Genomic DNA, 20,597 nt, shown 5'->3' on the forward strand with positions numbered 1-20,597 from the left:
TCTATTGTAAAATGCCGGACTTTGTACTTCATGACATTTTAAAATCTTTCCCCTTATATATTTTGGTGGTAATTTGCTGAAAATAAAAGAAATCCAGAATCATTGTTTATTACACAAATATCTTTACTTATATACTTGCGGAAATTTTCGGAAAATGATATTAATTATCTTATTCAAAGGATGATGAGTAAAATGAGAAGTTACAATATTTCGATTCCAGCGTATGTAAATCAGGCGGTTATGAGTGGAAATAAGTGGAAAGTATTTATTCTGAGTTCTATTAGCTTAGTACCGCCAGTTGTGTTAACATAGTAAGAAATGTTGTGGCTCATCACGGACAGGAGACGGTATGGGGAAGAAAAAAATGCATTATATGACGATGCTGAATTTGGTGGTGATCGGTAATGTTTTGAGTACGATTCTTATAATCGGCATTATATTTGGCACAGTTTACTATCGTTATATGAAGGAGGAGGTTATCACATCTCTGGAGAACGATGTGGGGCAGGCGGAGAGCTACATGTCTTCTTATATAGAAAGCATTACAAATACAGGCGAAAAACTGGCAATGGATGTGGAGCTGGGGCTTGCAGTGGAAGATTATCTCAGCTCAGATATCAGCCGGTCGGTAGACGGGAAGGGCATGATTGATTATATACTTCAGAGCGCCCTGAGTATGAATTCCTCTATTGAAAATATTACAATCGGGACAAAAGATAAGATTATTCAGCGGGACGGATACAGCATTGACAAAGACAGCCATATGGAGAGCATCTGTAACGAAACATGGTACAAAGAGATACAGAAGGACAAGCTGGAAAGAAAATTTGCTGAAAATACATTCTATAAAAATACATACGCGCAGAAGCCTTATTATCTTTATGCCACCAAGTTTAAAAATAAATTTTATCAGACCAGGGATCAGGAAGACCGGGTGATCATCATTACCTTTAACACCACTGAACTGGAGAAGCATATATCTGCGCTTACTAATAATGCGGTGATCAACATCAACGTCTGGTGGGAAGAGAACGGAGAAAAAAAGCTGGTATATCAGGCGGCGGAACAGAAAGATGTGGAGGAATACCTGATAGGGAACCCAAGCGATAAAGAGAAAGAAAAGGTTGAGGCAGGATATGTATTTACCCAGAAGGAAACGCCTGCCATAGGCTGGCATATTGTGGGTAATATCAATAAAAGCACTTTTTACAGTCTTGCCTATCAGGTGGAACCCTGGATGGTTCTGATTATTCTGGGGGTAATCGTGGTTTCAGTCATACTCAGTGCAGTAAGCTCACAGGCTGTATCAAAACCCATGAAAAAGCTGGTGGCCGCGATGGAGGATATAGAAAACAGTCAGTTCCATAAGGTGGACAACAATACCAGCTGTATAGAAACGGATAAACTGATTTTTACCTATAATAGAATGGCAGGACGGATTGAAGGGCTGATCGAAGACATTAAGATGCGGGAGGCAGAAAAGCGAAAAATAGAGTTTAAGGTACTGGAAGCCCAGATTAATCCGCATTTTATATATAATACCCTTGATGCAGTCAAATGGGTGGCGCGTGTAAACCAGTCTGATAAGATTGCAGATATTATAGAATCATTTGTACGTCTGCTGCGGATCTCGCTTTCCAAGGGGCGTGAGATGATCCCTGTGGCCAATGAGATTATTCTGGTCAGGGAATATGCAAATATTATGATTTTCCGTAATAACTACGAGATCGAGATTAACTATGAGATTGCGGAGGATACACGAAGCTTAAGTACGCTGAAACTAGTACTTCAGCCATTTGTAGAAAACTGTTTCTTTCATGCGTTTAACAGTGAAGCCAGGGACAAGCATATTACAGTCAGAAGCAGGCTGACGGAGGACTCGCTTATATTTGAAGTAACAGATAACGGAATCGGATTCTGTGCGAAAAATAAAAATATGAAGCAGATGACGGGGATCGGCATTGATAATATTGACGAGCGTATCAAAGCGTGGCACGGCAGCGGATACGGCGTAGAGATTATCTCGGGGGAGGACCGGGGTACAACTATCAGAATCAGACAGCCTATAATAAAGGAGGAAATTGGATGATACCGGTTATGATTGTCGAAGATGAATTTTTAGTGAGGGCAGGACTCAGGACAAGTATTGACTGGAATGCGGAAGGGTTTGAAATTGTAGCGGAAGCACAGAATGGCGAGGAGGCCCTGGAGCTGTATCAAAGATATCATCCCCTGATTATTATTACCGACATCCGGCTCCCAAAGATGGACGGAATTGCAATGATGAAGGAACTGAGAAAACAAAAGGCAAAGGTGAACTTTATTGTGGTATCTGCCTATGATGATTTCCAGTATGCTAAAGAAGCAATCGGAATTGGAGTGGCAAATTATTTTCTGAAGGGTGATCTGGATGTCAGTGAGTTTCTGAAAACTCTGCATGGTCTTTTTAAAGAACCTCACGAGGACGCGAAAGGTGGCATTTTGGAGCATCAGAATACGTTGAAAGCGCTCTATCAAAGCAAAGATGTGGCAGAATTCATATCCCGGGAATGGAAAGAACCTCCTTCCAGCATTTATCTGCTTCATTTCCGTGCAAAAAATGCGAATCCCCGGATGCTGGAAGCGATGGTGTGTGACCTGCTTTCGGGAAAAGATACCAGATGTATGAAACTGGAGGAAGAAGGGGGCAGCTGGTTTCTGTACGCAGGAACGGCAGAAGGGCAGGACAAAGTGGCGGAGGAACTGTCCCATATGTTCCGGCGGTATGTGGATGAAGAGATTACCATTATAAGGTCGGAGAATCTTTTTCAGTATCCGGATATGAAAGAAGCAGTCTACCATGTACTGCTGTCTTACGAGTACGCTTCTAATCCGGCATACCGGCTCAGAGGCGGGGGGCAGGAGAGTGAGAAGGAGGCAGTACGGCAGATACGAAGCGCGGAAAACAGCCTGGCCGAAAAGCTGAGGTTCCAAAAGTATGAGGAGGCACAGAAGCAGCTGGAGGAACTAAAAATCAGAATTGTCACGCTGAGTTCTCCTGCTGCGTTGTCTGCCAGCGTTTACAGACTGCTGGGAGTTCTGGCAGAGTGTGACGAAGAGCTGCATGCGTCCAGGGTGTATGATAATCTGATGAGTTCTTTAAGCTTGTCCGGCATATACCGGACATTGTCTTCTCTGATAGAAGATTTACAGATGAAAAACGAAGATGATAATAATATCTATGTGCTGAAAGTGAAGGAGTTTATCGAGCAGAATTACAGAGAACCCATCAGAATTAAAGACCTGTCTGATTATATCCATGTTTCCCCAAATTATCTTGGAAAACTATTTTATCTAAATACAGGAGAACATCTGAGGGATTACATTAATTCTGTGAAGCTTGAAAAGGCAAAAAAGCTGCTGTCAGCCAGAAAATACCAGATAAGCGAAGTGGCGTCTATGGTAGGGATTGAGGATCAGCGGTATTTTTCAAAGCTGTTCAAGAAATCATACGGAGTGTCACCAAAGGAATTTGGTAAATAATAAAATAAAAGATATATAAAACGAAACGGAATAGTTTTATATATCTTTTTTTGCTCTATCGACATAATAATGTATATTAAACAGAAAAATAAAACAAAATTGTTGAAAAGTACACTTAGTATTAAAAAACACACATTATGAAATGTGAATAGTTAATAATTACACAACGGTGATTAGAAGGATGGTTGTGCAAAAGATACAAAAAGGTAAAATGGACTTATACATTATTTCGCAGTTTACTGCGGACCCGCCCGCAGGGCATGCATTACGGGGTGCCCTATGGGGGTAAACAAATCCACACATATGAAGGAGGAAAAAGAGTGAAAAAGAAAAGGTTATTAAGCGTTTTGTTGGTAGCAGTTATGGCGGCACAGACATTTGCACTTGCAGGCTGCTCGGACAAGTCTTCGCCGGAAGAGACGAAGAAGTCAGATGAGACCAAGAGCAAGGATCCGGTGGAATTAAGATTCCATGACATCATCCCGAATCCGGCCAGGGAAGCCAAATTCAAAGAACTGGTAGACCGGTTTAATGAGGAAAATCCGGATATCAAAGTGATCTATGAATCCACTCCATGGGATCAGGCACACAACAAGCTGGTAACACAGGGAAGTGCAGATGTGCTGCCGGACGTGACGATTATGCATGCATCCTGGGCAGGGGAATTCAACAGTGCAGGATGGGTCATTCCACTGGACGACTACCTGAGTGACTGGGAGTACAAGGATGAATTTATTCCATATGTGTCCAATGTACTGATGGAATATGACCAGAAGGAGGTTTACGGATATACATTTGGTATTCCGGACGGTCTGACAACTCATGGCATGTATGTCAGAAAAGACTGGGTGGAAGCGGCCGGCATGAAGCTGGAGGATCTGGAGACATGGGATGGAATCTTCGAGGCCGCTGAAAAGATGACGGATCCCGCTAAAAATCAATATGGTTTTGCTTTCAGAGGGGCAAGAGGCGGAGCCGACCAGCTGGGTATGTATCTCCTGGGCGCCCTGAACGGAAAGCTTTATGAGGAGGACGGTACCTGCCGCATCAATACTCCGGAAGGCCTGGAAGCATTCAAAAAGTACTGCGGCCTGTATCTGGATGGTAATGCACCGAAAGACTCCATCAACTGGGGATATGCAGAGATGGTTCAGGGATTCACCTCCGGATTGTCAGGCATACTGAATCAGACCACAGAGGTAGTACAGACCTGCAAAGACACGATGGAAGACGATGAGTGGACGGTAGTTCCATTCCCGCGTTCCGCTGACGGCAATATATACAGCAAAGCAGATTCCTTCTTCTATACGATTACAAAATCCAGCAAACATCCGGATGAAGCATGGAAATTCGTATCCTTTATGATGTCACCGGAGAATAACAGGGAATACTGCGAGACAAATCTTTATATCCCGGTTATGAAAGGGGCAGAAGAGGATCCAAGATTCACGGAAGGCGGAATGGAAGGATTTGTAACGGCTTTAAATGATGAGAATTTTGTAAGGAATCCATTCTATGGATACTTCCCGGAATTAACAGAATTTGCCGAGACAATCTATGATTCTGAAGTGCAGAAATATCTCCTTGGGCAGCAGACAGCCGAGGAGGCAGTGGACAATATTTCCAACTTCCTGACAGATGCGCAGCAGAGATTTATGGAATCGAATCCGGATACACCGCTCCCGAGAGCAGTTAAGACGGACGGAACAGAAATTAAATAACCAATACCGGCATTCTCAGATACAAATGGGCTTTGCATTGCGAGATCGAGACAAGTTTCCTTTGCGAAGCTCATTTTTTATCCTCTAACAAAGGAGTGAACGAGCACATGAAAAAACTAAAAAAACAAATGGAGCCCCATTTCTTTATGACGCCCAGTTACATCGTCATTTTGATCTTTATGGGCTATCCGCTTTTAAACTGTATCCGTCTGGCTTTTTCAAATTATAAGGTCACGGAACTGGACAACATTACATTTGCCGGGCTGGCTAATTTTAAACGGATATTTACGGATCCCCAGATCGGGATGATCGCACTGAACACGGTGCTTTTCGTAGTGGTTACCCTGCTGTGCCAGCTTGTTTTCGGCTTTATACTGGCACTGGCGCTGAAGAGGCCTTTTAAAGGAAGGGGCGTATATCAGGGAGTCGTATTCCTGCCGTGGGCATTTTCCGGATTCCTTGTAGGCCTGACCTTCCAGTGGATGTTTAACGGAGAATATGGGCCCATTAACGATATTCTAATGAAACTGAACCTGATTTCCGAAAAGATTACATTTCTCGGTTCGCCGAAACTGGCCATCTTTACAGTTATCACGGCCCTTGTATGGCAGGGGATTCCGTTTTTCGGAATTATGATCCTGGCGGCGCTGCAGTCTGTACCAGAAGAGCTGACAGAAGCGGCCAAGATGGATGGGGCAAGAGCGCTGCAGCGGTTTACGCATGTAACGATTCCATGCATCAAGCCAACACTTGTTATTACCATTTTACTGAGAACCATCTGGATATTCAATAACGCAGATATTATCTACATCATGACAAAAGGAGGGCCGGCAAACTCGTCGGACACCCTGTCTTCTTATATGTTCATGAAGGCATACAGTACACTTGATTTTGGATTCGCCAGCGCTCTGGGAGTGCTGTTTATGATAGGACTGACCGCTTATATCGTTATATTCATTAAAGTTACAAAATACAATCAGGCAGGTGAAGACGTATGAAAAAGAAAAAAACGCTGCTTTTAATCGGCAGGATTTTAATATTGGCTTTCTTTCTTCTGCTGGTCATACTTCCGATATACTGGATGTTTATTACGTCGCTGAAGGCACCGGCAGACATTGCAACACTGGATATACAGTACTGGCCGAAGAATCTGACCTGGGATAATTACAAAAATGTTCTGGCCGGCAGTAATTTTCTTCTGTATCTGAAGAACAGCACCATTGTAGCCACCATCTCTTCCGCAATCGTTCTTCTGGTTGCGATCACGGGTGGGTACGGGCTTTCCAGATACCGCTACAAAGGGAAAGGACTCACGATGGTGGCATTTCTGATCACACAGATGATTCCGATGACGCTGCTGCTGATCCCCATGTTCCTGATCTTCTCCTCACTGAAGCTTCAGGACTCACTGGTCAGCCTGGTAATATTGTATGTGGTGCTGAATGTTCCGTTCTGTGTCATCACCATGCAGGGGTTCTTTATGAATATTCCGGTGGTGCTGGAAGAGGCGGCCCGGATTGACGGCTGCACAAAGTTTCAGACAATCTGCAAGATCGTGCTTCCTGTTATGCTTCCGGGGATCATTGCAGTATTCATATTCGCATTTATTGGAGCGTGGAACGATCTGCTTGGCGGTGTTATGTTTATTAATTCGGAGGCGAAGAAGACCATCCCCGTAGGCCTGAGCTACTATGTTGGGCAGTTCTCCGTAAACTGGGGAGAGATGACAGCCGGAGGAATTCTGGCGCTGCTGCCGTCAGCCGCACTGTTTGCCTTTGCCCAGAAGTACATAGTGGAAGGCATGACCAGCGGGGCCGTGAAAGGTTAGGCAGTGTCATATGAGAAATAAAAAAATGTGAATATAAACCAAAGGGGTCAGACCCCTGTGCAAAAGGGTCAGACCCCTTTGCATAGCAGGAGGAAAAGAACATGGATAATATGATTGAAATCCGCTGGCATGGCCGCGGCGGACAGGGCGCTAAAACGGCAGCCATGCTGCTGGCAGAGGCAGCCTTTGATACGGGCAAGTTTATACAGGGATTCCCGGAATACGGGCCGGAGAGAATGGGAGCGCCGGTGACGGCTTACAACAGGATCAGCAATGAAAGAATTCTGGTCCATTCCAACATCTATGAACCGGATTATGTAGTCGTCGTGGATGAGACACTCATGGATACCCTGGATGTCACAGCCGGGCTGAAAAAAGAAGGGGCGCTGCTGATCAACTCCCCCAAAAGCCCGGCAGAAATCAGAGAAAAATGCGGGGGATATGAGGGAAGGATCTACACCATAGATGCGGACCGCATAGCCATGGAAACGCTGGGAAAGAATTTCCCCAATACGTCCATGCTGAGCGCGGTAGTTAAGATAACAAAAGTGGAGGAAGAAGAGAGGTTTCTGGAATCACTGCAGGAATCTTTCCGGCACAAATTCGAACACAAGCCGCAGATGATTGAGCCTAACATGCAGGCTGCGGCCAGGGCATTCCGGGAGGTGAAGGAATGAAAGAACAGGATCTGATACAGCCTTTTACACCATGGCAGGACACCACCAGAGGCGGAAATATCTACGGAAGCGGTACTTCCAAATATTACAGGACCGGGGGCTGGCGCGTGGATACGCCGCAGTTTGAGGCCGCCCGATGCGTGAACTGCATGCGGTGTTTTCTGCTGTGTCCTGACGGTTCCATAGCACTGGAAGACGGTCAGGTGACAGGAATTCATTATAATTATTGCAAAGGGTGCGGTATATGCAGCGAGGTATGCAGTGCAGGCGCCATTCATATGATGAGCAGACAGGAGGAGAGTGCACATGGCAGTGAGAGATAAACGGTCTGGAAATGAGGCGGTGGGAATCGCCATGAGACAGATGAATCCCGGTGTGGTTGCTGCATTTCCGATTACTCCGTCCACGGAAGTGCCTCAGTACTTTTCCGGGTATGCGGCAAATGGAGAAGTTGATACAGAATTTGTACCGGTAGAATCGGAACATTCCGCTATGTCGGCCTGTATCGGTGCCAGCTATGCGGGTGTGAGAGCCATGACGGCAACGTCTTCCAACGGGCTGGCCCTGATGTGGGAGATGCTGTATATTGCATCCTCAGACCGGCTGCCGATTGTAATGGCAGTTGTCAACCGGGCGCTGTCCGGCCCCATCAGTATACATAATGACCATGCAGATTCCATGGGAGCCAGAGATGCGGGCTGGGTGCAGCTGTACGGAGAAAATAATCAGGAAGCCTATGACAATGAGATTATGGCGGTCTGTGTCGCGGAACATCCGGATGTAGAGCTGCCGGTCATGAACTGTTACGATGGATTTATTACCTCACATTCGGTGGAAAACATAGAACTGCTGGAGGACGATGCAGTCAGAGATTTTGTGGGAGAATACAGGCCCGGCCATCACCTTTTGAATCCTGGTGCGCCGATGTCTGCCGGACCGCTGGATATGCCGGGATATTATTTTGAACACAAACGTTCCCAGGCAGAAGGGATGATATGTGCAAAGAAGGTGATTCTGGAGACGGCCGACCGGTTCTATGAGCTGACAGGCAGAAGATACGGACTCTTTGAGGCATATCAAATGGACGATGCCGAGATGGCGGTCATATTGATCGGATCTTCGGCGGGGACGGCAAAAGAAGCGGTGAACAGGCTTCGCAGAGAAGGCGTCAAAGCAGGTCTTATAAAAATACGGGTATTCAGGCCGTTTCCGGCAGAAGAGATCAAAGAGGCGCTTAAGGGTCTGAGAGCAGTGGCAGTGATGGACAAGAGTGAAGGGTTCAGTACACACGGCGGGCCTTTGTTCCACGAAGTTTCTTCCGCACTGTATTACGGAGACAAAGATCTGCTCCTTTGCAGCTATATCTATGGTCTGGGCGGAAGAGATGTCCGTGTTGAAGATATCCTGCAGGTTTTTAAAAGCCTTTCAGATGATATTGCAAGAGGAAGCGCAGAGCCGTACTGCCGCTATCTGGGCGTGACAGACAAGGAAAAGGAGGAAGCAGCGGATGGCATATAATATGAAAAATACAGTGCAGAAACCGGAGAGACTGTCTCCCGGACATCGGATGTGCGCAGGGTGTGCTGCACCTGTTGTAGTCAGAACCGTTCTGCGGGCGCTGGAAGAGGGCGACGAGGCAGTGATCACAAGTGCGACCGGCTGTCTGGAAGTATCCACGTTCATCTACCCGTATACATCCTGGAAGGATTCATTTATACATTCCGCCTTTGAAAATGCTTCGGCTACAACGGCGGGAATTGAAGCGGCTTACCGGTATAAAAAGAAAATGGGTCTGCTTGAGAAAGATTATAAGTTCATCACATTCGGGGGCGACGGCGGCACCTATGATATCGGCCTCCAGTCTCTCTCCGGTGCGATGGAGCGGGGGCATGACATGGTTTATGTCTGCTACGATAACGGGGCGTATATGAATACCGGAATCCAGCGCTCTTCGGCAACGCCAAGGTATGCGGATACGACCACAACTCCATCGGGAACGCAGAGCCTGGGAAAGGGGCAGCCCAGAAAAGACATTACAGGAATCATGGCGGCCCATCGCATCCCATATACAGCACAGAGTGCGCTTACGGCGAACATGAAAGATTTATACGAAAAGTCACAGAAAGCAATCTATACACAGGGACCGGCATTTCTGAATGTTCTTGCGCCCTGCCCGAGAGGCTGGCGTTACGATACCCCAAAACTGCTGGAGATATCCAAAATCGCAGTGGATACCTGTTACTGGCCGCTGTTTGAGGTGGAGGGCGGAGTATATACGCTGAATTACCAGCCTAAAAACAAAAGGCCTATCAGCGACTGGCTGGAAATCCAGGGCAGATTCAGGCATATCCTGAAGAAACCGGAGATCGTAGAGGAGATTCAGAAAGAGGTTGATGAGAGATGGAAAGAGCTGCTGAAACTTTCCGGTAATTAATTCATCATAAAATCAGGCCAGTGAAGTGAGAAGTTATTTAACACACAGCGGACTGGCACTGCGGAAATATATAAGGAAAAGAAAGGTCGATGGCAAAATGAACAGTAAGTATGAAAATATCGAGGATATACTGGCGCACGAGGGGGACGACTACGCTAAATTCGGAGGGGCAGTTGTCCCGCCGATCTACCAGAATTCCCTGTTTGTCCTGCCCACTGAAGGCAATGGGGTCGGGGAACATCCGTATGTTTATACAAGGACAACGAATCCGACCGTAGAGGTTGTGGAGAAAAAACTGGCAGCGCTGGAGAACGGGGGAGATGCCCTGTGCTTTTCGTCAGGGATGGCCGCAATCTCTTCTGCCATGATGTATTTTATTGAAAAAGACTGCCATATCATCACGGTAAAAAGTATTTATAATCCTTCCAGGACACTGCTGAAAGAATATTTTCCGAAAAAGTTCGGGATCAGGACAAGCTTTTTAACCACTGAGGAGATGGAACATCTGGAAGATTATATTACAGAGGATACCAGACTGATCTATCTGGAGAGTCCGTCAACGGCGGTATATAAAGTGCAGGATCTGGAATACATTGCAAATATTGCAAAAAAACATCATATCGGTACGGTAATCGACAATACCTATGCCACGCCTCTGTACCAGCATCCGCTGGATTTTGGGATTGATATATCCGTGCATACTGCCTCCAAATATCTGGGCGGCCACAGTGACATCGTGGCAGGGGCGCTGATCAGCTCTGAGGAGATATGCAATGAAATCCGTTACGGAGAGAGGGCCAACTTCGGGGGCTGTATCGATCCGCACCAGGCGTGGCTGATGCTGAGAGGCATGCGGACTCTGAAGATCCGGGTAGAACAGCATGCCAAAAATGCCATGGTAGTTGCGCAGTATCTGCAGGGGCATCCATGTGTGAAGGAAGTATATTATCCGGGTCTTTGTGATCATCCGCAGAAGGAGCTGATTGACAGGCAGATGACAGGATTTAACGGCCTGCTGAGTTTTGTGATCGACGGAACTGCAGAACAGGCAGAAAAATTCATGAATTCGTTGAAATGTTTTCTGAGAGGATGTTCCTGGGGCGGTTTTGAGAGCCTGGTTGCTCCGTTCACGGTCGGAACCACAGAGGAATACGGCGATGAGATTGACTGCCCGCCGAACCTGATCCGCCTGCACATCGGGATTGAGAGTACAGAGACTCTGATTGCGGATCTGGACCAGGCATTTAAGAAAATGAAGGAATAGCTGATAAGAGGGATGATTATGATGCAGTCTGAAAAAGGAAAGATAACCATAAAAGCCGGACAGGGAATGACCCAGGAGATCACGTTTCTTTCCCCGGATATTGTAAGATGCCGGGCATGGTGGGGAGACACAGAACCCAAAGCGGATACCTATATGTCAGAGTGGGAGATACAGGATGGGGACGAAACCGCAGTTGATGAACAGGAGAATGTGATAAGGATACAGGGCTCCCGGGTATTGATTGAGATCGAAAAGGGCAGTGGGAAAGTCAGCTGCCAGACAGACGAAAATGTGATCTTACAGGAAGCCGGCAAAAAAGCCGGATATCTGGAGCTTTGCCTGGAGGACGATATTCTGCGGGGGCTGGGGCAGCAGCAGGAGGCGCTGGAAGGCTACAACGGGAAAAAGATTGAGCTTCTCCACAAAAATACTTCGATCACCGTCCCTTTTGTAATCAGCAGCAGGGGATATGCCGTACTGTGGAACAGCAGCTCTGCCGGGATTGCGGATTTCACAAAGAGCAAGCAGATGAGTTTCAAGGCATACGGAGGCATCCAGACAGATTATCTGGTGTTTTTGGGAAACCCTCTGCAGGTGGTGCAGAGATTCTGGGAGCTGACCGGGCCGGGCAGAATGCTGCCCAAGTGGGCATTTGGTTTCTGGCAGAGCAAGATGCGTTACACCACGCAGGAAGAACTTCTGAAAGTAGCGGAAACATACCGGGAAAAGAATTATCCGGTGGATATTATCGTGGTGGATTTTTACCACTGGACCCAGATGGGGGATTTTACATTTGACCGGAATGACTGGCCGGACCCTGAGGGGATGCTGGAAAGGCTGAAGCAGCTGCACATAAAATGCATGGTCTCTGTATGGCCCCACGTTTCCACGAAAAGTGTCCATTACGAGGCCATGAAAGAGCGGGGATTTTTCCTGAAGAACGGCAGCGGTGACTCGATTGTATTTACGCTGTTTAACGGGGACGATAACGGGCTGTATGATGTCTTCTCAAAAGCAGCGGGAGAATTCCTCTTCCAGAAAGCAAGGGGGTATTACCTGGCCGGAGCGAAAGTGTGGTGGCTGGACGGCTGCGAGCCGGAGGTGCCGCTTGACGAAATGGATGAGAAACAGATTATGACGGCCGACGGGCCGCTGAAAGAGCGGGTACTTGCTTATCCACTTCTCCATGCCAGGACTTTTTATGAGGGGCAGAGAAGCATCGATAAAAACAGCAGGGTCATAAGCTTTGCACGCTCCACTTTTGCCGGGGCACAAAAATATGGTGTGTGCGTATGGTCAGGAGATGTGGGCCATGATTTTGCGGCCCTCAGGAGTCAGATCGCCGCCGGGCTGAGCGCGGCCGTGAGCGGGCTGCCCTTCTGGACAACCGATATCGGCGGCTTTACCGGCGGAAACCCGGAGGATGAGGCATACAGAGAGCTCTATATCCGCTGGTTCCAGTATGGCGTGTTCTGCCCCATATTCCGCGTGCATGGCAGCAGGGGCGCCCTGAATGAGGATGACCTGCTCTATGGATTCTCCAGAGGGGAGAATGAACTCTGGTCTTTTGGAAAAGAAGCGGAAAAGATACTTGTCATGTATGACAGGCTCAGATATCTGCTGCTCCCCTATATTTACACACAGGCACATAAGACCACGGCGGAAGGGATTCCCATGATGCAGCCCTTATATCTCAGGCATGAGAGAGAAGCGGCATGCTGGGAGATCCGGGACCAGTATTATTTTGGGGAAAGCCTGATGGTTTGTCCCGTAGTATATGAAGGGGCCAGGGGGCGGGAAGTATATTTCCCGGGAGAAGAGAACTGGTATGATTTCTGGACCGGAGAGTGTTATATGCCAGGCAGGCGGGTGTGGATCCCTGCCGGTACAGACCGGATTTTACTTTTTGTCAGGGAACACGCCATGCTTTTGTTCAAAGAAGCGGAAATGTACACGGATGAGAATCGGGATGCCGTTGTCTACGCAGCAGTGTACGGCGATACAGCAGAGGGGATTTATTACAATGATGACGGAGAGACTTATGATTATGAACAGGGCGATTATGAGGAAATCCGGCTTTGCTGGCAGGATGGAACGCTTCAGACAGAGGCTTTGAACCAAAGAGAACAAAAGACTGATTTCCGGCTGCTGAAAGGGGCGGAAATTACAGCGTTTATCAGTCGGAATATAGAGCAGAAAGAACAAATATAAACGGACAGGAAGAGACGAGTATGAAAGCACAGGAACGGTTACTTAGAATCATAAAGGGCCTGGAATATGACAGGCCCGCCTGGTCCCCTTTTCTGGCATACTGGTGGGAGATGAAGGAAAAGGACTACCAGAGAAAAGGCGAAATAAAGGCATTGCTGGAGATGGGCGCCGATCCTCTGATCCGGGGGCATATTCCGCTGGATTCACAGCCAGGCCGGGATCTTTTTGTTTTTGACACCGTTAGATGGGGCTATGAGATCCGTGAAACGATCTGCGGGAATAAGAAGCGGGTATGTTATGAGACGAGGGTCGGGAGTCTGACTGCGGAATATAAGATGACAGGCGGCAGCAGCACCTGGTTTTTGAGCAGCCATCCCGTTAAATGTTCCGAGGATTACAATATTTTACAGTTTATCTGCGAAAACACGAAATTAATACCGGACGGCAGTATATATAAAAGGCTCAATGAGGATGCAGGGGGCGAGGCGCTTTTGGCTCCTCTCCTCGTTCCATTTGGAAAATCTGATTTCCAGTCTCTGATTGAATACTGGGTTGGCACAGAGGAAATGGCCTATGCACTCATGGATGAGCCGGAATTGGTGGAGGAAACACTGGAAGTCATGGGCAGGCTGTCCGGCCAGGCAGTCCGTATCAGCGCAGATTCAGAGGCGGAGGTCTTTATCAGCTGGGAGGATTCCTCTACCACCAACTATTCCCCGTATCAGTATGAACAGTATATATTGCCGCAGATAAACCAGTGGTGCAGGGTTCTGCATGGACATCAGAAATATTATATCCAGCACGCCTGCGGGCATTTGGCAGCACTGGCCCCGGCTTTTCGCCGGTCAAAGATTGACTGTCTGGAGTCGGTTTCACCGCCGCCCACAGGTAATATTGGACTGGAAGAGCTGTGCAGCCGTATTGAGAAGGACATCACATATATTGGGGGCATTGAGCCGGTATTTTTTCTGAATGCGTCTCTGGAAGAACTGGAGATGGAGGCGTTAAGACTTATGAAATGCATGGAGGGAAGGCGTTTTATACTGGCAAACAGTGACAGCTGCCCTCCGGGGATCGGTCTGGATAAATTCAGGGCGGTCGGCAGACTAATGGACGGAGTGAAACAGAGATGGCGGAATTAAATTTTATAGAACAGATGAAACAAAAGGCAAGGGAAAAACAGCGGGTTCTGGTGCTTCCTGAATCAGAGGACCTTCGGGTGCTGCGGGCGGCAGAAATGATAACAGAAGAAAAGACAGCCAGGGTAATCCTGCTGGGCAGCAGACAGGAGATCGAAGTGGCAGCAGGGGCGGAGGGCATATCTCTTGGGAATATCGAGATCCGTAATATCAGGGACCGGGACTTCCTGAGCCGCTGTGCTGAGCGGTATACTTTGCTTAGAAGGGCAAAAGGAATGACAAGGCAGGAGGCCACACGGCTGCTGTCGGCAGACCCGATCACCTGCGGCGCGGTCATGGTTGAGATGGGAGAGGCAGACGGCATGGTGGCAGGCGCAGCCCATCAGACGGCGGAGGTCCTGCGGCCTGCGCTCCAGGTTCTGAAAATGCCGGGGGCATTTGTATCGAGCTTCTGCATCATGGATGTACCGGACTGCAGTTATGGCCTGGACGGGGTTTTCTTCTTTGCGGACTGCGGACTCAACCAGAATCCGGATTCTCAGGAGCTGGCGGAGATCGCCCACAGCTGCGGGAGAAGTTTTGAGCAGCTGCTGGGCTGTGAACCGGTGGTGGCCATGATTTCACATTCCACAGACGGAAGCGCGCACCACGAGCTGGTGGATAAAGTAAGGCTGGCGTCCCAGACCGCAAAAGAGCGGTGGCCAAAGCTTCTGTTGGATGGGGAAATGCAGGTGGACGCGGCCATTGTACCTGAAATCGGACTTTCGAAAATGAAAGGGAGCCGGGTAGCCGGCAGAGCGAACATTCTGGTGTTCCCTAATCTGGACGTGGGAAATGCAGCGTGCAAACTGGTTGAACGTCTCGGAAAGGCCAGAATGTACGGGCCAATTCTGCAGGGGTTAAAAAAGCCGGTAAACGATCTGTCCAGAGGCTGTTCCGCCGATGACATCGCGGGTGTGGCGGCCATTACAGCCGTTCAGGCAGGTGCAGCGGCCGGGGCAGAGAAGGAGAAACAGTATGAAGCCGAGAGGAATTATAACAAATATCCAGAGATTCAGCCTGCATGATGGTCCGGGTATCCGTACGACCGTATTTTTCAAAGGCTGTCCCCTGCGCTGCCTGTGGTGTCATAACCCGGAAACATACGCAGGAGAGAGGGAGCTGTGCTATAAACAAAGTCAGTGCATTGCATGCGGCCAGTGTGTGGAGGAATGCGGTCAGGGTGCACTGTCTGTGGGGACGGACGGGCTGCAGTATACAAAAGCCAGCTGTATCCATTGCTTTCATTGTGCACAAAACTGCCCTTCCAGGGCACTCTTTGTTTGCGGGGAAAGCAGGAGTGTGGAGGAGACCGCGGAAGAAATCCTGCTGGATAAAGGATTATATAAAAGCAGTGGAGGCGGTGTGACATTTTCGGGGGGAGAGGCGACACTGCAGAGCGAATTTGTGATTTCCCTTGCGTCCAGACTGAAACGGGAAAACCTTCATCTTGCGCTGGATACGTGCGGGTTTTGCAAACCGGAAATTTTTCGCAAAGTAGTAAAAGAGATGGACTTATGCCTGTTTGATATAAAACACAGCGATGCAGACAGGCATAAGGAACTTACAGGGACGGACAATCGGCTGATCATGGAAAATCTTGCTTATCTGAACGGTATGGGCAAAAAGATACAGATCAGAATCCCGGTGATACCTGGGATGAATGACAGCCGGGATAATTTTGAAAGAATATCTGAAATACTGAGTGATATGGAAATGGTGGAAGAAGTAATGTTATTGGGATATCATCCGCTGGGGCTATCCAAAGTATTCCAATTCGACGGTCATCAGAAGGACTTTAAAATACGGCAGCCCAAAAAAGAAGAGCTGGAAGAGGTACAGGCCTTCCTTCAGGTAAGGCTTCCGTCCGTTAAGATCAGGTTCAGATAAAAAAAGGAGGTCAGTATCTATCATGAATTATGACGAAAGAATCAAACATTTATACCGTCAGAAACTGCAGTTTACAGAAGAAAAACGTCAGGCCATAGGTTACATAGATTCGGATGACTCAGGGATGATTCTTCCGCCGCCCGAAAAGCGCAGAAAGATTGAGACCATCAGTTCCTCGGGAATGCCGGTTACTGACATGATTTTTCCGGATTTCCAGCCGGTGTCCGCAAGTGGGGAAGGATTCTTCGGACTGAGGGAGTGCGGAGAGAACTATGAGCGGCTTCTGAAAATGCATCCGGTCTTCGTGGATCGGGCCAGTGGACTGGCCGGAGCGTTTATGACAAACTTTAACTCATACCGGAAAACACAGTGGAACCCGAAACATCCCTATACAGAGTTGATGCCGGTTCTGGAAAAGTACCAGCTTGTACACGCAATCGGAGCGTCCCAGCATTTCTGCCAGGACTTTACAATCGGGCTGGAGCTGGGGTTCGGCGGCCTGAAGGAAAAACTGCTTAAATATCAGCAGGTGAACCGGGATACAGAAAAGCAGCAGGATTTTTATGAGGGCTGTCTCGCGGTTATCCGGGGAATGCAGGACTGGATCGGGCGGACCGCGGAAGAATGTAAGAAAAAAAGCCTGGAGGAATCTGATTCCGAATTGAAAGAGAATCTGGAGCAGTTGTATCGGATTAACACCAGACTGGTATCGCAGCCGCCGGAGACTTTCCGGGAGGCATGCCAGTGGATTCTCTGGTATCAGCTCGGTGCGCGCATGTATAACGGAAGCGGTTCCCTTGGCAGGCTGGATATATATCTGCAGCCTTACTATGAGAAAGACCGGGCGGCAGGCTGTCTGGATGACGAAGAAGCGGTATACTATCTGGCGTCTATGCTGGTGCGGGATACGGGATATATTCAGATCGGGGGTTACGGCCCGGATGGAAAAGACAATACAAACAGGTTGTCCTACCTGATTCTGGAGGCTGCCCACAGGCTGAAGATTCCGTCCAATATCGGACTGGCAATCGGAGAAGGAATTGACCGGAATCTGCTGCGCAGGGGCGTGGAGATCCAGTTCGGAGATAAGTGCGGCAATCCCCGCTTTGTAGGCGTGGATTCCCTGATACAGGGTTTTATGAAAAACGGATATGATTATGGAACAGCCGCCGGGCGGATCAATGCGGGCTGCCACTGGATGTCCATTCCGGGAAGAGAATACTCTCTGCAGGACTGCATTAAAATTAATCTGGCGACGATCCTGGACGTGGCAATACATGATGTCAGGGATTCAGAACCAGATCCGGATATGAATGTGATCTGGGCGTATTTTGAAAAGCATTTAAGGGCTGCTGTTGCGGGAATTGCTGCGAGTATTGATATACAGTATAAGCATATGTACGACACGTTTCCGGAATTATTTCTGGACCTGCTGTGCTATGGCCCGGTAGAAAAGGGAATCGACGCGTCAAACGGAGGACTGGAGTACTATAACTTCGGTGTCGATGCCTCGGCGCTGGCGGTCGTTGCGGACAGCCTGGCGGCGATGGAGGAAATGGTATTTGAAAAGGGGAGATACAGCTTTGCTGAAATGGTCGAACTGCTGGATGCAGACTGGTCAGGGCCGGAGGGCGAGAAGGCCAGACAGTACTTTTCAAACTGCGGCAAATACGGACAGGGTGTCAGTGCCGCAGACCGGTATGCAGTAAAGCTGTCTCAATGCTTTACACAGGAGATAACCCGCGCGGCAACCCCGGACGGACATCGTATGATACCGGGCATCTTTTCCTGGGCAAATACAATACCAATGGGAAAGATTCTGGGAGCCTCCCCAAATGGAAGAAAGGCCCAAGAACCCATCTCCCATGGGGCAAATCCCAATCCAGGATTCAGGGAGGACGGAGCCGCTACCGCCATTTCGTGTGCGATTGCATCTGTCCAGCCGGGCTTCGGCAATACGGCTCCGATGCAGCTGGAACTGGAACCGGGTGTGGCAAAAGAGGAAGGCGGCGTGGAGCTGATCGCAGAGCTCCTGGCAGACCACTGCCGGCGGGGCGGTACGCTGATCAATCTCAACATACTCAATGCAGAGAAGATACTGGAAGCAAATGAAAATCCGGAGAAGTATCCCGACCTGATTGTCAGGGTCACCGGGTTCAGTGCATATTTTGCAAGTTTGTCGCCGCAGTTCAGGCAGCTTGTGGTGGACCGTGTGGTACGGACGTTGTAGAAGCCAGGAGCCGAAAGGAGAAAGGAAAATGAGCAAGAGACAGGATGTATTGGATGTGCTTCAGGGAAAGCAGCCGGAATATGTTCCATGGTTTGGAGACCTGGCCTACTGGATTGATTATCTGAAGGATGAAGGGCTGATTGAAGAAAAGTACAAAGAGGCAGAATCCGGTGACACCGGTACGGCAAAGGAGAGTCACACAGATGCGGATGAGACTGGCAGCAGTTCAGGCGGGCGGAGCGCCGTCAGCCAGGGGCTTGCAGGTTCATTTTGCGAAGAGGGACTGCAGCAGATGCACAGAGATCTGGGAGTCGGTTTCTATCTGCAGGGGTATTTCCCGTTTCAGACCATATATGAAGGTGTGGAGTATACTGCAGAAGATGACGGCAGCACCCGTGTGACAAAGTTTCATACGCCATACGGGAACCTGCAGGAAATATGGAAATACATGAAGGAAACTCATAGCTGGGCGCCCATCGAAATGCTGTTAAAGAATGAAGAGGATATCCCGGCCCTGAAATATGTCTATGAGCATACCAGATATGAGCCGGATTACGAGCTGGCGGTCAAAAGAAAAACCGGGATTGGTGAAAACGGTCTGGTACTCGTCTACGCGCCCAAATCTCCTCTGATGGAACTGGTGGCTCTGCGTGCGGGAATAGAAACAGTAGTAGAGCTTAGTATGGATACCCAGGAGGAATTCGAGGAGCTGCTGGAGGTCATGCAGAAAAAGCATGAAGAAGCGCTGGAACTCTCCCTGAACTGCCCCGCAGACTGCATCATGGTTCCGGACAACCTGTCCAGTGAACTGGTAGGCGGTTCTCTCTACGATGATTATATCCGGACAGTCCACGAAAAATGGACAGAGAAAATAAGAAAATCAGGAAAGTTTTCTTTTGTCCATCTGGACGGCACATTAATCCCTCTTCTGACAAAGCTATCCAAAGCAGGTTTCGATGTGATAGAAGCGGTAACGCCTAAACCTGTGGGAGACGCCGCACTGGAAGACCTCAGGAACATGGTGGAAGAAAACACCGTAATCTGGGGAGGCCTGCCCGGAGGATACTTTACGGGCCAGCTGTCAGATGCAGAGTTCGATGAATATGTAATCCATGTCATAACCTATATGAAAGAACACCCCCGCTTCGTACTGGGAGTCGCCGATCAGGTAGTGCCGGGGGCGACAGCCAAAAGAATAGCCCGCGTAGATCACCTAATCAGAAAGTATGGGAGGGGGGACGCCTGATGAGGACGGACCGGAAGAAGAGTGTACGCCTGCCGGGGGCAAACTGCATGGAGGGGCTGCGGGGAGGCTTATGCGGATTTTGGAAACCGGCCGCTTAGCCAAGAAGTTCTAGCCGTGAAATAGCCGCGTTTTATGGGACCGAGCGTATTCACTTAGAAAGCCGATGCTTTCTAAGCTCAGACGCTCTGGATAATTGATTCGGAATCAATTATCCCCCATAAAACGCGGCTATTTCACGGCTAGAACTTCTAAGGCACGCTAGGAGGCTTCCAAAATCAGCATAAGCCTCCCCGCAGCCCCTCCATTCAGTTTGCCCCCGGCAGGCGTACACTCTACTTCCCGTCCGTCCTCATCAGGCTGGGCGCACCCGGGCGGGACGGGAGCGGCGGATTGAAT

Annotated in this window: 16 protein-coding genes; all 16 read left to right on the top strand. The window is 48.7% G+C overall.

Features of this window, described 5'->3' with window-relative positions; all coding sequences use genetic code 11:
* Nucleotides 1-349: 349 nt before the first annotated feature.
* The 16 genes from HMPREF0240_RS02080 to HMPREF0240_RS02155 all read left to right on the top strand — a co-directional run bounded on the left by HMPREF0240_RS02080 (nt 350) and on the right by HMPREF0240_RS02155 (nt 20,201).
* A complete protein-coding gene (locus HMPREF0240_RS02080) occupies nt 350-2,089 on the top strand; it encodes a histidine kinase (RefSeq protein ID WP_009001801.1) in 1,740 nt (579 codons plus the stop codon).
* A complete protein-coding gene (locus tag HMPREF0240_RS02085) occupies nt 2,086-3,522 on the top strand; it encodes a response regulator (protein WP_009001802.1) in 1,437 nt (478 codons plus the stop codon). Before HMPREF0240_RS02080 ends, HMPREF0240_RS02085 begins: the two co-directional genes overlap by 4 nt.
* 320 nt (nt 3,523-3,842) lie before the next feature.
* Nucleotides 3,843-5,243, top strand: coding sequence for a sugar ABC transporter substrate-binding protein (locus HMPREF0240_RS02090; protein WP_035312262.1), 1,401 nt, complete (start codon nt 3,843-3,845; stop codon nt 5,241-5,243).
* 107 nt (nt 5,244-5,350) lie between these two features.
* Nucleotides 5,351-6,241, top strand: a complete 891-nt coding sequence (locus HMPREF0240_RS02095; protein ID WP_009001804.1) for a sugar ABC transporter permease — start codon at nt 5,351-5,353, stop codon at nt 6,239-6,241.
* Entirely contained in the window at nt 6,238-7,071 is an 834-nt protein-coding gene (locus tag HMPREF0240_RS02100; protein ID WP_009001805.1) for a carbohydrate ABC transporter permease, read from the top strand. Before HMPREF0240_RS02095 ends, HMPREF0240_RS02100 begins: the two co-directional genes overlap by 4 nt.
* Nucleotides 7,072-7,172: 101 nt before the next feature.
* A complete protein-coding gene (locus tag HMPREF0240_RS02105; protein WP_009001806.1) occupies nt 7,173-7,748 on the top strand; it encodes a 2-oxoacid:acceptor oxidoreductase family protein in 576 nt (191 codons plus the stop codon).
* Nucleotides 7,745-8,071 carry a 4Fe-4S dicluster-binding protein gene (locus HMPREF0240_RS23705; protein ID WP_009001807.1) on the top strand — a complete coding sequence of 109 codons (327 nt, stop codon included), beginning with the start codon at nt 7,745-7,747 and terminating at the stop codon, nt 8,069-8,071. Before HMPREF0240_RS02105 ends, HMPREF0240_RS23705 begins: the two co-directional genes overlap by 4 nt.
* Nucleotides 8,055-9,266 (top strand): 2-ketoisovalerate ferredoxin oxidoreductase subunit alpha, encoded by a 1,212-nt coding sequence (gene porA / locus HMPREF0240_RS02115; RefSeq protein ID WP_009001808.1) that lies wholly within the window; start codon nt 8,055-8,057, stop codon nt 9,264-9,266. The genes HMPREF0240_RS23705 and porA overlap by 17 nt, the downstream gene beginning before the upstream one ends.
* Nucleotides 9,256-10,182: a thiamine pyrophosphate-dependent enzyme gene (locus tag HMPREF0240_RS02120; protein WP_009001809.1), complete on the top strand. Its 927-nt coding sequence runs from the start codon at nt 9,256-9,258 to the stop codon at nt 10,180-10,182. Before porA ends, HMPREF0240_RS02120 begins: the two co-directional genes overlap by 11 nt.
* 97 nt (nt 10,183-10,279) lie before the next feature.
* Entirely contained in the window at nt 10,280-11,446 is a 1,167-nt protein-coding gene (locus HMPREF0240_RS02125; RefSeq protein ID WP_009001810.1) for a PLP-dependent aspartate aminotransferase family protein, read from the top strand.
* A gap of 18 nt (nt 11,447-11,464) precedes the next feature.
* A complete protein-coding gene (locus HMPREF0240_RS02130) occupies nt 11,465-13,657 on the top strand; it encodes a TIM-barrel domain-containing protein (RefSeq protein ID WP_050794466.1) in 2,193 nt (730 codons plus the stop codon).
* A 20-nt stretch (nt 13,658-13,677) separates the two neighbouring features.
* Nucleotides 13,678-14,799 (top strand): uroporphyrinogen decarboxylase family protein, encoded by a 1,122-nt coding sequence (locus HMPREF0240_RS02135; protein WP_009001812.1) that lies wholly within the window; start codon nt 13,678-13,680, stop codon nt 14,797-14,799.
* Nucleotides 14,787-15,863, top strand: a complete 1,077-nt coding sequence (pta, locus tag HMPREF0240_RS02140; protein ID WP_009001813.1) for a phosphate acetyltransferase — start codon at nt 14,787-14,789, stop codon at nt 15,861-15,863. Before HMPREF0240_RS02135 ends, pta begins: the two co-directional genes overlap by 13 nt.
* Nucleotides 15,814-16,725: a glycyl-radical enzyme activating protein gene (locus tag HMPREF0240_RS02145; RefSeq protein ID WP_035312263.1), complete on the top strand. Its 912-nt coding sequence runs from the start codon at nt 15,814-15,816 to the stop codon at nt 16,723-16,725. The genes pta and HMPREF0240_RS02145 overlap by 50 nt, the downstream gene beginning before the upstream one ends.
* Nucleotides 16,726-16,747: 22 nt before the next feature.
* Nucleotides 16,748-18,955, top strand: coding sequence for a pyruvate formate lyase family protein (locus tag HMPREF0240_RS02150; protein WP_009001815.1), 2,208 nt, complete (start codon nt 16,748-16,750; stop codon nt 18,953-18,955).
* Between the two features lie 28 nt (nt 18,956-18,983).
* Nucleotides 18,984-20,201 (top strand): uroporphyrinogen decarboxylase family protein, encoded by a 1,218-nt coding sequence (locus tag HMPREF0240_RS02155; RefSeq protein ID WP_035312265.1) that lies wholly within the window; start codon nt 18,984-18,986, stop codon nt 20,199-20,201.
* Nucleotides 20,202-20,597 lie beyond the last annotated feature (396 nt).

The sequence above is a fragment of the Clostridium sp. D5 genome, from assembly GCF_000190355.1.
In the GTDB taxonomy this organism is placed as follows: domain Bacteria; phylum Bacillota; class Clostridia; order Lachnospirales; family Lachnospiraceae; genus Faecalicatena; species Faecalicatena fissicatena_A.